Source organism: uncultured Sphaerotilus sp. (genome assembly GCF_963924895.1).
Lineage (GTDB): Bacteria > Pseudomonadota > Gammaproteobacteria > Burkholderiales > Burkholderiaceae_C > Sphaerotilus.
In genome coordinates this window covers 24,979-38,584 of record NZ_CAWURG010000049.1, presented here as the reverse complement: position 1 = coordinate 38,584, position 13,606 = coordinate 24,979, and the positions used below count along the sequence as shown (strand labels likewise).

General features: G+C 70.1%; 14 protein-coding genes and 1 pseudogene. 6 read left to right on the top strand and 9 right to left on the bottom strand.

Annotation, left to right across the window (positions count from 1 at the left end; genetic code table 11):
• Window positions 1–59: 59 nt before the first annotated feature.
• Complete coding sequence (locus AABN02_RS17875) at window positions 60–908, bottom strand: PA4780 family RIO1-like protein kinase (protein WP_338416262.1); 849 nt, start codon at window positions 906–908, stop codon at window positions 60–62.
• Window positions 909–1,017: 109 nt separating this feature from the next.
• Between AABN02_RS17875 and AABN02_RS17870 the strand changes: the two genes are divergently transcribed.
• Window positions 1,018–1,827: a hypothetical protein gene (locus tag AABN02_RS17870; protein WP_338416261.1), complete on the top strand. Its 810-nt coding sequence runs from the start codon at window positions 1,018–1,020 to the stop codon at window positions 1,825–1,827.
• Here AABN02_RS17870 and AABN02_RS17865 read toward each other — a convergent pair.
• Window positions 1,776–2,207 (bottom strand): hypothetical protein, encoded by a 432-nt coding sequence (locus AABN02_RS17865; protein ID WP_338416260.1) that lies wholly within the window; start codon window positions 2,205–2,207, stop codon window positions 1,776–1,778. The two genes, AABN02_RS17870 and AABN02_RS17865, sit on opposite strands and share 52 nt — an antisense overlap.
• 78 nt (window positions 2,208–2,285) lie before the next feature.
• On the opposite strand from AABN02_RS17865, the gene AABN02_RS17860 reads away from it, so the two are divergent.
• Window positions 2,286–2,456: a hypothetical protein gene (locus tag AABN02_RS17860; RefSeq protein WP_338416325.1), complete on the top strand. Its 171-nt coding sequence runs from the start codon at window positions 2,286–2,288 to the stop codon at window positions 2,454–2,456.
• On the opposite strand, the gene AABN02_RS17855 is transcribed toward AABN02_RS17860, so the two are convergent.
• The 3 genes from AABN02_RS17855 to AABN02_RS17845 are packed head-to-tail and all read right to left on the bottom strand — an operon-like array spanning window position 2,416 to window position 4,969.
• Entirely contained in the window at window positions 2,416–3,687 is a 1,272-nt protein-coding gene (locus tag AABN02_RS17855) for a lytic murein transglycosylase (protein WP_338416259.1), read from the bottom strand. The genes AABN02_RS17860 and AABN02_RS17855 overlap by 41 nt on opposite strands.
• Window positions 3,684–4,028: a hypothetical protein gene (locus tag AABN02_RS17850; protein ID WP_338416258.1), complete on the bottom strand. Its 345-nt coding sequence runs from the start codon at window positions 4,026–4,028 to the stop codon at window positions 3,684–3,686. The genes AABN02_RS17855 and AABN02_RS17850 overlap by 4 nt, the downstream gene beginning before the upstream one ends.
• A complete protein-coding gene (locus AABN02_RS17845) occupies window positions 4,025–4,969 on the bottom strand; it encodes a LysR family transcriptional regulator (protein ID WP_338416257.1) in 945 nt (314 codons plus the stop codon). Before AABN02_RS17845 ends, AABN02_RS17850 begins: the two co-directional genes overlap by 4 nt.
• Window positions 4,970–5,069: 100 nt before the next feature.
• Here AABN02_RS17845 and AABN02_RS17840 point away from each other — a divergent pair, with 100 nt between their 5' ends.
• Complete coding sequence (locus AABN02_RS17840; protein ID WP_338416256.1) at window positions 5,070–5,342, top strand: hypothetical protein; 273 nt, start codon at window positions 5,070–5,072, stop codon at window positions 5,340–5,342.
• 82 nt (window positions 5,343–5,424) lie between these two features.
• On the opposite strand, the gene AABN02_RS17835 is transcribed toward AABN02_RS17840, so the two are convergent.
• Window positions 5,425–6,606 carry an acetyl-CoA C-acyltransferase family protein gene (locus AABN02_RS17835; protein ID WP_338416255.1) on the bottom strand — a complete coding sequence of 394 codons (1,182 nt, stop codon included), beginning with the start codon at window positions 6,604–6,606 and terminating at the stop codon, window positions 5,425–5,427.
• Window positions 6,607–6,726: 120 nt separating this feature from the next.
• On the opposite strand from AABN02_RS17835, the gene AABN02_RS17830 reads away from it, so the two are divergent.
• Window positions 6,727–7,821 (top strand): endonuclease/exonuclease/phosphatase family protein, encoded by a 1,095-nt coding sequence (locus tag AABN02_RS17830; protein ID WP_338416254.1) that lies wholly within the window; start codon window positions 6,727–6,729, stop codon window positions 7,819–7,821.
• Here AABN02_RS17830 and AABN02_RS17825 read toward each other — a convergent pair.
• On the bottom strand, window positions 7,743–8,390 hold the full coding sequence (locus AABN02_RS17825; RefSeq protein ID WP_338416253.1) for a hypothetical protein: 648 nt from the start codon (window positions 8,388–8,390) through the stop codon (window positions 7,743–7,745). The two genes, AABN02_RS17830 and AABN02_RS17825, sit on opposite strands and share 79 nt — an antisense overlap.
• A 72-nt stretch (window positions 8,391–8,462) precedes the next feature.
• On the opposite strand from AABN02_RS17825, the gene AABN02_RS17820 reads away from it, so the two are divergent.
• The gene (locus AABN02_RS17820) at window positions 8,463–9,812 is read left to right on the top strand and encodes an NYN domain-containing protein (RefSeq protein ID WP_338416252.1); all 1,350 of its coding nucleotides are present in this window, start codon (window positions 8,463–8,465) and stop codon (window positions 9,810–9,812) included.
• A gap of 45 nt (window positions 9,813–9,857) precedes the next feature.
• Here AABN02_RS17820 and AABN02_RS17815 read toward each other — a convergent pair.
• Window positions 9,858–11,516: pseudogene (locus AABN02_RS17815) on the bottom strand (EAL domain-containing protein); the annotation flags it as partial.
• A 509-nt stretch (window positions 11,517–12,025) separates the two neighbouring features.
• Complete coding sequence (locus tag AABN02_RS17810; protein WP_338416251.1) at window positions 12,026–12,874, bottom strand: substrate-binding domain-containing protein; 849 nt, start codon at window positions 12,872–12,874, stop codon at window positions 12,026–12,028.
• A 149-nt stretch (window positions 12,875–13,023) separates the two neighbouring features.
• Between AABN02_RS17810 and AABN02_RS17805 the strand changes: the two genes are divergently transcribed.
• On the top strand, window positions 13,024–13,605 hold the full coding sequence (locus AABN02_RS17805) for a DUF302 domain-containing protein (RefSeq protein ID WP_338416250.1): 582 nt from the start codon (window positions 13,024–13,026) through the stop codon (window positions 13,603–13,605).
• Window position 13,606: the final 1 nt, after the last annotated feature.

Genomic DNA, 13,606 nt, shown 5'->3' with positions numbered 1-13,606 from the left:
ACGGAACTACGTGCTTGCACTCCATAACGAAGCCTCCGCGCATTGGTTGACGGCCTGGCTCAGTTTCCTGCGATCCGCAGGCGCCGCGCGGCGTCCTCGGCCCGGGCGTCGTCGATCTCGCGCACCACGCTGCCGACGTCCACCGGCCCGTGCTTGTGGACGTAGCGGCCGGTCAGCGGCGTCTCGGTGCGCAGCAGGCCGCGCTCGTACAGCGCCCAGAGTTCGTGCCCGTAGTCGCTGCGCAGCAACTCCGGCGCGAAGCGGCCGAAGAAGTTGCGCAGGTTCTCCACGTCGCGCAGCAGCATCCGTTTGGCGTGGTTGTTGCCCGCAGCGTCCACGGCCTGCGGCAGGTCGATGATCACCGGCCCGTCCGCGGCCAGCAGGATGTTGAACTCCGACAGATCGCCGTGCACCACGCCCGCACCGCACAGCATCCGCACCACCTCGGCGATCAGCGTGGCGTGGTGGCGGCGGGCGTCTTCGGGGGTGAATTCGACGTCGTTGAGGCGCGGCGCGGCGTCGCCGTGTTCGTCCGTCACGAGTTCCATCAGCAGCACGCCGTCCAGGAACAGGTGCGGTTTCGGCACGCGCACGCCCGCGGCGGCGAGCCGGTAGAGCGCATCGACCTCGGCGCTCTGCCAGGCGGCTTCCGTCGCCTCGCGGCCGAAACGGGTGCCCTTGGCCATGGCGCGGGCCTGGCGGGTGTTCTTGACCTTGCGGTTTTCGGTGTAGTCCACGGCCTGCCGGAAGCTGCGGTTGGTCGCTTCCTTGTAGACCTTGGCGCAGCGCGTGTCCTCGCCGCTGCGCACGACATAGACCGTGGCTTCCTTGCCGCTCATCAACTGGCGCACGACCGTGTCGATGAGACCTTCCTCGATCAGCGATTGCAGTCTTTTGGGTGGTTTCATCGGGCGATTTTGCGCCAGCGGCGATCGGTCGGCTGGTTTGCGTTGCATCAATACGGCATGGGGTATGTGACGCATGATGCACCTCCATCTGCATCCACCGGAGAACACCATGCCTTTCCTCCTGCCGACCGTGGCCGCTGGCCCCACCGCCCGACGCCAGCTGCTGGCTGCGCTGGCGCTGCTGCCTCTGGTGCACGCACTGCCGGCGGTGGCGGCCGAGACCGCCGCGCCGCTGAAGGACGCAGCCCGTTCGGCGATGGTCGCGTTCGACGCGGTCTACATCCCCGCGCTGTTCCTGACCGGCAGTGCCGGCAAGAGCCCTGAGGGTCCAGCGAAGGCCGAGGCCTCGATGCAGCGCCTGCTCGCCGACTGGCCAACCCGCCGCGTGGCACTGGCGGCGGCGCTGCCCGGGGCCAAGGTCTGGACCGCCGCACTGGACAAGGTCGGACGCAGCCTGACCGAAGCCAGCCAGCAGGTCACCCGCCGCCAGTGGGAGGACTCGCACGCGACGCTGGAGCATGTGCGCGAAGCGATGTTCGAGGCGCGCCAGTCGCTCGGCATCGACTACGCGCTGGACCACTACACCGCCTACCACGGTGCGATGGAGGCGCTGGCGAACGCCACCACGGTGCAGCGCCCCGCGATGGAGGCGGATTACGCCAAGGCCCGTGCACTGTGGCGTGGCCTGGAACAAGTCACCATCGATCCGGCTGCCTACGGCCTGTCTGCGCCACGCCAGGCCCAGCTCCGGAAGGCCCTGGCCGAAGAGACCGAGGCCCTGAGCCGCCTGTCGATGGCCCTGCGCGGCGCCAGCGATGCCGAGTTGCTGAAGGCCGCTGCTGCGCTCAAGCCGCCGTTCGTGCGCGCCTATGTGGCCTTCGGCTGGGCGCCGGGCGAGTCGCCAGTCCTGCCCAGCTGAGCGGACGGCGTCCACAGCCGCCGCAGCACCTCGGCGGCCCAGTCGGTGAGCGACTCGCCATCCCACGGTTCGGCGAGTGTGTACTCGTCGCCGTCGATCACCGCGCTGTGCGTCAGCAGGGCGTGGCCGTCCACCGACAGCGTCACCCAACCCCGCTCGCCGGCTTCCCAGTTGAAGTGGAGGGCGCCATCCGGCTGCGCCTCGATCTCGGGGGCGGGCAGGGCGGCGGTGGCGGCGAGCAGCGCGAGCAGTTGCGTGGCTTCGGCTTCGGTGGCGGGCGTGGGGAGGGTCCACGGGCGGGCAGCGGCGAGAAGGCGGGCTTCCCGGAGTGCGTCGGCGAGGGCGGCGGTGGGGGCGGCGGTGGGAGCTTCAGAGGACATGGCCGTCACTGTGACCGATCCCGCGCGCCGCGTCGCGGGCAGCGTACGATAGCCCCATGACCGGCACATCGCCGCGCCATGAACCCCACCCTGTATCGAACGGAGATCACCATGCCCAAAGGCCAGCGCAGCAGCAAGGAAACCAAGAAACCGAAGAAGGACACGTCGCCGCCGAAGCCGATGTCGTCCGATCCCGTGCGTCCCACGGTCACGACGGTCGTGCCGGATCGCTCGAAGAAGAAGGCATGAGCGGTGTGACCGGCTCGGGGGCTGCCGGCGCGGCCGGTGGAGCCGCCGCCCGCAGTGCCTTCAGCAGCCGCTGACCGGCCCGCCCGTTGACCTCGTGGCCGAGGCGGGCCTGCTCGGTGCGCACCGCGGCCTTGCTGCGGTCGCCGAGCATCCCGTCCGCCTCGCCGATGTCGTGGCCGCGCGCCGACAGCAGCGTCTGTACCTCGCGGCGCTCGGCGCGTGACAGGCCGGCATCGTCGGTCGGCCACGGCGTCGTGAACGGCCCGCCGCCGCGCAGCCGGTCCGACAGGTGCGCGATCGCCAGCCCGTAGCTCTCGGCGGCGTTGTAGCTGTAGAGCGCATCGAAGTTGCGCGTCACCAGGAAGGCCGGCCCGGTCGGCCCCGCCAGCGTCATCAGTCCGGCCGGTTCGGCGCCCGCCGGCAAGGGACTGCCATCCGCGAGCCGCAATCCGGCCGCCGCCCAGGCGGTCAGCGGCTGCCGGATCTTGCGACCCTGTCCGGCGGTGGAAAACCCCGCTGGCAGCCGCACCTCCCAGCCCCACATCCGGTCGCCCTGCCAGCCTGCCTTGGCCAGGAAATTGGCGGTCGAGGCCAGCGCGTCCGGCACGCTGTCCATCAGGTCGCGCCGCCCGTCGCCATCGAAATCCACCGCCAGCCGCTCGAAGGTGCTCGGCATGAACTGCGTGTGCCCGAAGGCGCCGGCCCACGAGCCGACCAGCCGCTCCGGCGCGATGTGCCCGGCCTGCAGGATGCGCAGCGTGGCGAACAGCTCGCCGCGGAAATACGTCTGGCGCCGCCCGATGCACGACAGCGTGCCCAGCGCCTGCACCAGCGGGTACTTGCCGAAGGTCTGCCCGAAGTTGCTCTCCACGCCCCACACCGCCACGACGGTCGCCGGATCGACGCTGTAGCGCTGCTGCACCTGCGCGAGCACGGCGGCGTGCTGCACGAGCAGGGCGCGGCCTTGCGCGACCCGCTCGTCGTCCACCAGCCCGGCCAGGTAGTCCCAGATCGGCGTCTTGAACTCGGGCTGGACGTTCAGCTTGTCGATCACCGTCAGGTCGGCGGTCAGGCCCAGGGTGTGGCGGTCGTAGGTGTCGCCGCGCACGCCCGCGGCCAGCGCGGCGGGTTTCAGGTCGGCCAGACAGCGCGGAAACTCGTCGGTCTGGGCCAGGGCGGTCGAACAGGCCAGCGCGAGGGCCGCGGCGGTAGAGCAGGTGGGCAGGGTCATGGGGTGTCGTCGTTCACATCGTCCAGTTCGATGTCGCAGTCGCAGCCGACACCGGCCGCGATCATCCGCCGTGCGCCGCGTTGCAGCAAGCCGCCCAGCGGCCGCCAGCCGGCTGGCAGCACGTCGCGCCGGCCCACCAGCACGCCGCAGAGGTAACGCGCCTGCGTGTCGTCCCACACCAGCGCGGTGCAGGCGCCGCTGCGCCGGCCGCTCAGCACCATGCCGATGGGGCAGGGCACGCTCAGGCAGCACACGCCACAGCCGTTGCAGGGGGCGCCCCAGGCCGGCTTGGGAGGGGCCTCGGCGTGGATGGCGATGGTGGGGCTGGGTCGGCTGATCATGCGTCGGCAGGGTTGTGGCTGGCGCTGGCCTCGATCATCTGCTGGTGCAGCCACCGGTGCGCCGGATCGATGTCATGCCGCCGGTGCCACACCATCTGCAACTGCAGCGGCGGCAGCTTCACCGGCAGCGGCCGGCACACCAGGTCCTCCGCCGCCCCGGTGACGGCCAGGAAGGCGCGTGGCATCACCGTCAGCAGATCGGTCCGTGCGACGACCCGCCCCGCGGTGAAGTACTGGTTCACCGCCAGCACCACCCGGCGCTGCAGCCCCAGCCCGGCCAGCGCTTCATCGACCTGTCCGTGTGCCCGCCCGGAAAAGCTCACCAGCAGGTGTTCCGCCGCGCAGTAGTCCGCCAGCGTCAACTCCACGGCCTCCAGCGGATGCCCGCGCCGCATCACGCAGACGTGTTCGCTCGCGTCGAGCCGCTGGTGGCGCAGCGGTGCGTTGGCGCCGAGCGTGACCTGCCGCGACACCAGCTCCGGAAAATGCCCGATCGCCAGATCGGCTTCGCCGCGGTCGAGCAGCGGTGTCGGGTCGCGCGTGATCAGCGGCAGCACGCGCAGGTCCGCCAGCGCGCGCTGGGCCTGCAGGCGCTGCACCAGCGGCGGCAGCAGCAGCGCCGAGGCCGCGTCCGCCATCGCCAGCGCGAAGGTGCGCGGCTGGTGGACCGGGTCGTAGTCGGTCGGCTCGAAGACGTGCCGCAGCTGCGCCAGCGCCGTGCGCACCTCGGGCCAGAGCGCGTCGGCCCGGGCGGTCGGCACCACGCCGAAGGCGGCGCGGGTGAACAGCGTCTCGCCCACGGCGTCCTTCAACCGGCGCAGCGCATTGCTCACCGCGGGCTGCGTCATGGCGAGGCGGTCGGCGGCGCGGGTCAGGTTGCGCTCGGCCATCACGGTGTCGAACACGCGCAGCAGGTTGAGGTCGAGGGTGCGGAAATTCATTCACAAATCGTATATCAATGATTCACACAATGACCTAACAGCATATCTAGGGTTTACCCGATACTCCGTCTAACCAAGGGTTAACCCTAAGGAGTTTGAAATGTCGATGGTTCTCGTTCCCGCTACCAATGTCTCTGCGACTGCCACCACCGCCCGTTCGTTCGCGGTGTCCCTCGTTGATGCCACGGCCAATGCGCTGCACAAGCTGGCCACGCGCATCGCTGAAGCCGGCCGGCCTTACGAGCCGCGCACCGCTGAAGAGCTGATCGAATGGGCCAACAGCTACGAGGCGACCCAGCCGTCGTATGCGGCCGATCTGCGCGCTGCGGCGCTGCATGCCCAGGAAATCGCTGGCCGCGCCAAGTACAACTGATCCGTTCCGTGTCCGGTCGGACGAAAAAAAGCCGGGCCTTTCGGCCCGGCTTTTCCTGCGTGCTGTGGCCTGAGGCCGTGGATCAGCAGCGTTCGAAGATCGCCGCGATGCCCTGACCGCCGCCGATGCACATCGTGGCCAGCGCGTAGCGGCCGTTGATGCGCTGCAGTTCGTACAGGGCCTTGGTCGTGATGATCGCGCCGGTGCCGCCGATCGGGTGGCCCAGCGAGATGCCCGAGCCGTTCGGGTTGACCTTGGCCGGGTCGAGGTTGAGTTCCTTCGACACGGCGCAGGCCTGTGCGGCGAAGGCTTCGTTGGCTTCGATCACGTCCATGTCGGCGATCGACAGGCCGGCGCGCTTCAGCGCGATGCGGGTCGACGGCACCGGGCCGATGCCCATGATGTTGGGGTCCACGCCAGCGTGCGCGTAGGTCACCAGACGGGCGAGCGGCTTCAGGCCGTGGGCCTTGACCGCTTCGCCGCTGGCCAGCACGACCGCGCCAGCGCCGTCATTGATGCCCGAGGCGTTGCCAGCGGTGACCATGCCGTCCTTCTTGAAGGCCGGGCGCATCTTGCCCAGGCTTTCCATCGTGGTGTCGGCCTTGACGTGCTCGTCGATCAGGAAGGGGACCATGCCCTTGCGGGTCTTGATCTCGATCGGCACGATCTGGCTGGTGAAGCGGCCTTCGGCGATGGCCTGCGCCGCACGGCGGTGGCTCTCGACGGTCAGCTCGTCCATCATCTGGCGCGTGATGCCGTACTTGTCGGCCACGTTCTCGGCCGTCATGCCCATGTGGATCTTGTGGAAGGGGTCGTGCAGCGCGCCGACCATCAGGTCGATCACCTGCGCGTCGCCCATGCGGGCGCCCCAGCGGTTGGTCGGCAGCAGGTAGGCGCCGCGGCTCATGTTCTCGGCACCGGCGCCGATGGCGACTTCGCAGTCGCCCAGCAGGATGGCCTGGGCCGACGAGATGATGGCCTGCAGGCCCGAACCGCACAGGCGGTTCACGTTGAAGGCGGGCGTTTCCTGCGGGCAGCCGGCATTCACGGCGGCCACGCGGCTCAGGTAGCAGTCACGCGGCTCGGTGGTGACGACGGTGCCCATCGCCAGATGGCCGACGGCGTCGGCCGGCACGCCGCTGCGCTCCAGCGCGGCCTTGACGATGGTGGTGGCCAGATCGACCAGCGGCGTGTCCTTGAGGGTACCGCCATAGGTGCCGATGGCCGAACGGGCTGCGCTGACGATGAATACTTCGCGGGTCATGGGTGTCTTCCTCCAGGGGTGGATCGGGATTCCGGAATCGGGGCTCGAGTTCGAGCGCAAACGGTACTCCGCCTGCAATACAGATTGCTGACGTGCATCAAGTCCCGCAGACTTCGGGGCATGAACGAAGCGCTGCCTCCCGAGATCCCCAACGCACCCGACTGGGCCACCCTGCAGGTCGCGAGTTGCAATCTGCTCAATCTGGCCCTGCCGGCGCGGGTGTTCTACCCCAACCAGGAGCCCTACGGCACGAGCGAGTACGAGCGCAAGCTGGACTGGCTGGGCGGCATGTTCCGCCGCCTGAACGCGGACGTGATCGGCGTGCAGGAGGTGTGGGACGAGGCCGCGCTCAAGGCGGCCGTGGCCCGCAGCGGCCTGCGTCCACCACAGGCGCTGGTGCCCGGCGCGGAAACCGGGGCCGAGGGCACGCCACGCGTCGGGCTGGTCACGCGGCTGGCGGTCGAGTCGGTGCGCAGCATCGCCGACTTCGCGCCCGGCGAGGCGGTCACCGTGCCCGAGATCGGCCTGCAGACCCGCTTCGAGCGCCCGGTGCTGCACGCCGCGCTGCGCACGAAACGCGGGCAGCTCCTGCATGTGCTGGTCACGCACCTCAAGTCCAAGCGCCCCAAGTTCCTGCAGGACGCGGCCGGCGTGGAACTGGAGGACCGCAGCGATCCGCGGGTCGTCGCCCGGGCCTCGCTGCGCTCGCTCATCCAGCGCGGGGCCGAATCGGCGGCGCTGCGCGGCCTGGTGACCGACCTGATCCACCGCACGCGCGATCCGCTGGTGCTGCTGGGCGACATGAACGACGGCCCCCAGTCGGTGACCAGCCAGCTCATCGCGGCCACCCAGGCCGTGGCCTACGACCGCAAGGCGCGCGATGTCGCGCTGTTCCACGCCTACGACGTGCAGAGCGAGCCGGCGCTGCGCCGCGACATGGCGTACTCGCACGTCTTCCAGGGCTGGCCGGACCTGCTCGACCAGATCTGGGTCAGCGAGGAACTGGTCAGCACGGCGAAGTTCGCGCTCGGCGACGTGCGCCGGGTCGAGTACTTCAACGACCACCTGCACGAGGGCCGCGACCGCACGCGCAGCGACCACGGCTTCGTGCGGGCGCTGCTGCGCTTCCGCGGGAATCAGGCGGCTGGCGGTTCCGCGGGTGGCTCGGGGGGCGTTGCCGGTGCTGCGGGGGCCTCGCCGCTGGGGGTGTCGTAGAGCCGGCGCAGCCGCTCCAGCCCTTCGCGGTAGGACTGCGCGTCGCCGTATTCGAAGAAGCGCGGGTAGCGGTCGTGGGCCGCGATCACGCGCCGGGCGTGCTTGATCGGGCACCAGTACTGCTCGGTGCGCGCCGCGGCTTCGCGCAGGTAGGCCGCCACGCCGTTGCCGTACGAGCAGTAGAAGCAGTTGAGCTTCTCGATCAGATTCAGGTAGGGCAGGTCGGTGCGGTCGAAGACGATGTAGTCGCTGCGGCGCGCCTTGGGGATGCCGTAGACCGGAAAGCAGACCGCCTGGTAGAGGGTGACGAACAGGTCCATCAGCGCGAAGACGATGAAGCCCGCATAGATCACCGGCGCCGTCAGCACCGTGGCCAGGCTGCTCTGGGCGAGGTAGTGCCACAGCCCGACCTTGTGCTGGCGGTGCAACTGCATCACCTCCTGCGCGAACTTGACGCGGCGGTTCTCGACCACGAACTCGATCTCGTTGCGCCGGCGTGCGAGTTCGGCTTCCAGCTCCGCTTCGAGGTGTTGCATCCGGGTGAGCAGGTCATCGATGTGGGTGTTCATGGGCGGATCTTCTTACACTGCAGGGTTGACGCCTCCCCTGATGATGCAGAACAACAGCTACTGGACAACAAGATGAAGTCGGCCCTGTTCGTGGATTTCGACAATGTGTACTCGGGCCTGCGCAAGCTCGACCCGATGATCGCCGAGCGTTTCGGCCGCCAGCCGCTGGAGTGGGTGCAGTGGCTGATCAAGGATCTGGCCCTGCCGGACGGCGCACCTGCGAACGCGCAGCGCCGCCTGCTGGTGCGCCGCGTCTACCTGAATCCGCAGGTCTACCAGCGCTTCCGGCCCTCGTTCAACCACGGCGGCTTCGAGATCGTCGACTGCCCGGCGATGACCAGCGAGGGCAAGACCAGCACCGACATCCACATGGTGCTGGACATGGTCGACCTGCTGCAGCACCAGGTGCACTACGACGAGTTCATCGTCTTCTCCGCCGACGCCGACTTCACGCCCGTGCTGCGCAAGCTGCGCCGCTGGGACCGCCGCACGACGGTGCTGGCGGTGGGCTTCCCCTCGGCGGCCTACCGCGCGTCGGCCGATCTGCTGATCGACACCGACCTGTTCGTGCGCGACGCGCTGGGCATGGGCGTGCGCGAGTTCGACGAGCCGCCGCTGCCGGTGATTTCGCAGCCGGATGGGTCGCCGCTGTCCACACCGTTCACATCAGCGACGCTGAACGCCGCACCGACATCCGCCCCCGCCCCCGCACCTGCACCCGCCGCACAGCCCTTGCCGACCGCAGACGCCCTGGTCGAGCGTATTCGCGCCGAGGTGGCGCGGGCGGATCTGCCGGTGCCGTGTGCCCGTCTGGCCTCGCGTCTGATGCACGAATACCCCGGGCTCTCGCCGGACTGGCTGGGGCAGGGCGGTTTCCGCCGTTTCCTGGAGTCACTGGCGCTGGCGCCGCTGGTGCTGGACTGGACTGCGTCGGGCGGGCACCTCTACGACCCGGTGCGCCATGTGCTGCGGGCGCCATCGTCGGCGGTCCGGAGCAGCTTCGACGCGGCGGACTGGGGCATCGAGCCGGCCCTGCTGGCGCTGATCCGCCAGGTGCACGACACCACCGGCGTGCCGCTGCTGTCGCCGCGCGATTTCCGGGCGCTGTTCGAGGCGGTGGCCGCCGATGTGGCCGCCGAGCCCTTCCAGCTCAACGACACCGGCAAGCGGGTGCGCGACCAGTTGCGCGAGACCGGCCACGACGTCAGCCGCGAATCGGTCAACTGGGTGCTGCGCGGGCTGCTGCTGTGCGGCCACGAGTTCGGCAAAGGCGAGGACGACGTGCCGACGCTGTCATACCGACTCGTCGGCAACCTGATCAACCTGTGCCGGCGCGAGCAGGTGCTGATGGACGACGGGGCTCCCGCCCTGCTGCAGCGCTGGGTCAGCGGCCAGGTCGCCAGCGAGGGGCCTGAACTCTGAGCCGCGGGCCGGCAAGGGGGCTGGCAGCGCCTGCGGGCGCTGCACGCCGTAGCCCTGCGCGTAGTCGACCCCGAGTGCACGCAACTCGCCGATCACCTCCGCCGATTCGGCGAACTCGCCCACCGTCTGCAGCCCCATCAGGTGGCCGATGCGGTTGATGGTCTCGGTCATGGCGCGGTCGATCGGGTCGGTGGTGATGTTGCGCACGAAGCTGCCGTCGATCTTCAGGTAGTCGACCGGCAGCGTCTTCAGGTAGGCAAAGGAGCTGGTGCCGATGCCGAAATCGTCGAGCGCGAAGCTGAAGCCCAGCACCTTCACGTCGGTCATGAACTGCGCCGTCAGGTGCAGGTTGTTGATCGCGGCCGTCTCGGTGATCTCGAAGCAGACCGCCCCGCGCGGCAGCGCGTGCTGCGCGGCCTGCAGGCGGATGTAGTCGAGCAGGCCCTCGGAGTTCAGCGTCGTGCCGGAGAGGTTGATCGCACAGGTCAGCGGGTGGCCCATCTGCGCGACGAGGTCGTGGTAGCGGCTGAACACCGTGCCGATGACCCAGCGGTCGATGGCCGGCATCAGGTTGTAGCGCTCGGCCGCCGGCAGGAAGGAGCCGGGGGGCACCAGCGTGCCGTCCTCGTCGATCAGGCGGATGAGCATCTCGATGTGCTGGCGACCGCCGGTTTCCGGACCGAGCTGCAGGTAGGGCTGGTAGTGCAGGCACAGCCGGTCTTCCTCCATCGCGCGGGTCAGGCGACCGGCCCAGTCCATCTCGGTGCGCCGCTGCGCCATGTCGCGGTCGCTGCGGTGGAAGACGCAGAGCCGGTTGCGCCCCTGCTCCTTGGCCGAGTAGCAGGCGGTGTCGGCGGCGCTGAACACGTCGGCGCGGTCGCGCACCTCGGCGTCCAGCACGACCAGCCCGAGGCTGGCGCTGACGGTGAAGGCCTTGCCCTCCCACGGAAAACGGAACTCGCGCAGCACGTCGAGCAGCCGGCTGGCGACCTCGCGGGCCTGCGCCAGCGGGCAGTCCTGCAGCAGGACGCCGAACTCGTCGCCGCCGAGGCGGGCCAGCGTGTCCTGCCGGCCCAGGCGCTGGGCGAGCAGCGTGGCCACCTGGCGCAGCAGCGCGTCGCCGGCCGCGTGTCCGCAGGTGTCGTTGACGACCTTGAACTGGTCGAGGTCCATGTAGCAGACAGCGTGGACCCGCCCGTCGGTGCGGGCACTGGCGATGGCGGTCTCGACCCGCAGGTCGAACTCGCGCCGGTTCGCCAGCCCGGTGAGGGGGTCGTGGGTGGCCGCCCACGAGATGCGCTGCGCCATGCGGCGGGTGACGGTGACGTCCCGGAACACCCAGGCCGCGCCGATGACCGCGCCGCCGCCGCCGCGCAGCGGTGCGACCGACTCCTCGATCGCCAGCGTGGTCCCGTCGCGCCGGACGAGCGCGAGTTCTTCCACCTCGAGCGAGCCGCCCTGGCCGTCGTGCAGGGCCTGTTGGATCGGTGCATCGATCGCCGTCATCGTGCGCTCGTCGATCAAGCTGCAGAGTTCGACCAGGGGGCGGCCCCGGGCCTCGTCGAGCGTCCACTGCGTCAGGCGTTCGGCGACCGGGTTGAGGTAGTCGACGCGGCCGTCGCGGTCGGTGGTGATCACGGCGTCGGCGATGGAGTGGAGCGTCACGCTGGCGCGCTCCTGCTGGTCGCGCAGGCGGTCGCGCATGGCCAGATCGCGCTGGTGGAAGCGGCGCAGCAGCCTGGCCAGCAGGCCACCCAGCAGCAGACCGGACAGGGCGGCCACGCCCGTGTCGACCAGCACGCCGCGCAGGGACTGGCGGATCTCGACCCGTCCGACCTCGAGGCCGGCGTCGAACAGGGCGGTGCTGCGTCCCAGATAAAGACTCGGCAACTGGTGCGTGGACTGGGCGGCCACCTGACCGTCGGCGGTCACGACGCGGGCGGCTTCGTCCGGGAGTTCGGCGGGCAGGCGGTTGAGCTGTTCGGTGAGCCGGTGCTCCTCGAAGCGCCACATGTCCGGCGAGTGGCTGATCAGCTGGTTGACCAGCTCGGCCTTGACGGCCAGGCGAGTCTCGACCGCCGAGGCCAGTGCCGAGTAGCGCAGGCCGAACACGCTGAGCGGAATCGCCAGCGCCACCAGCGCCGCCAGGGCGTGGGCCAGCGCGTGCAGCCGGCGCTCGCTGCGCGACGCCATGTCCGCAGACTGCCTGACGGTCATCGGACCCAGTGCCCTGTCTGGCGCAGGATGTCGCGGCCGGCCGGCGAGCGCAGGAAGCCGATGAAGGCCTCGGTGACCGGTGTGACCTGCGGGCCCGTCACCAGGTACAGCACCTTGTGCAGCGGGTAGCGGCCATCGGCGATGCTGCGGATGTCGGGCACGATGCCGTCCAGCGTCAGCGCCCGCAGCGGGCGCTGCTCGGTGAGGATCTGGGCCAGCGTGGTCGTGCCGATCGCACCGGGGATCTTCTCGATGCTGTCGGCCGCTTCCTGGTCGGTCACCGCGAAGGCCATGCCCTTGCGCTGCTCCGCCAGCCCCTTGGCCTGCGCCATGGCGGGCGAGAGCGTCTTGACGAGTTCGCTGTCGGCATCGCCGACGGGCCGCATCACCAGCCGCACGCGCGTCCCGTCGGGCCACTGCTCGACCTGACCGGCATAGAAGTCGACCAGCTGGGCGGAGGTGACGCCAGTGATCGGGCGCCGCAGGGCGGTGGCGAACACGAAGGGGGTGCGGCCGTACTCGGTGGCGGTGGCGCCGGCCGCGGTTTCCGCGCTGCTGAGCGGGCGGGCGCTGAGACCGATCTGGAGCTGGCCGGCGATCGCTGCCTTGATCCCGCCGCCGCTGCCCATGCTCGGGAGCACGGTGACATGCACGTCCGGCCTGGCGGCGATGAAAGCCCGACCGAGGCGCTGCATGGCCCCCAGGCTGGCGCCCGTGCCGCCGATGCGCAGCTCTTCGGCGGCCTGCGCAGGCAGCACCGCCAGCAGACCCAGTGCAGCCAGCCAGGCGGTGACGTTCCGGCGGACAGGGTGCCTGCGGACGGGAAAGAGTGCGGAAGCGGGCATGGCGGTGGGTTGTTGGCGGCCGGAGCTGGTGTCGGTGCTATCGACCACCCACCGTGAAAGCTTGAATGCGCCGACCACGCGCTCTGCGTACACTCGCCCGACCCCCTTGTGCTCTGTGCCTGTTCTCCCCGCCTGCGCGAACCCCGCCGATGACCCGAACTGCTGTGTCCCTGTCGATGCGCCTCGTCCTGTGCGCCAGCCTGCTGGCGTGGCTGACCGGCTGCGGCACCGTGCGCGCCATCGGCCAGACCGAGGCGGGTGCCGGCAGCGAAGCCCTGCAGATCTGGGACCGCTGGGTCGACAGCGGCGGCGACATCGCCGTGGCGACGACCTGGGAGCGCCGCGCCGCGCCGGGGGTGACGGTCGCGCACATCGAGCAGGCCTTTGCCAGCGTCGCCGCCGAGTACAACCTGCGCGCCGTCGGCGAGCTGCCGCTGTCGAAGGAGCTGGAGGCGCGCACCGGCCAGCCGCAGCCCTTCCTCCAGGTCTACAGCTACTGCAACCCGTCCACGGCGCGGCGCATGCTCGACTTCTCGCCCAACATGGCCGCCTTCCTGCCCTGCCGCGTCACGGTGATGGAGCGCGGGGACGGGCTGTGGCTCTACACGCTGAACATGGACATGATGACCCGCATGGGCCGGCGCATGCCGCCCGAGCTGAAGGCCGAGACCAGCAGGGTGCGGGACGCCATCCGGGCCATGGTGGACCGCGGCGCGGCCGGCGAGTTCTGAC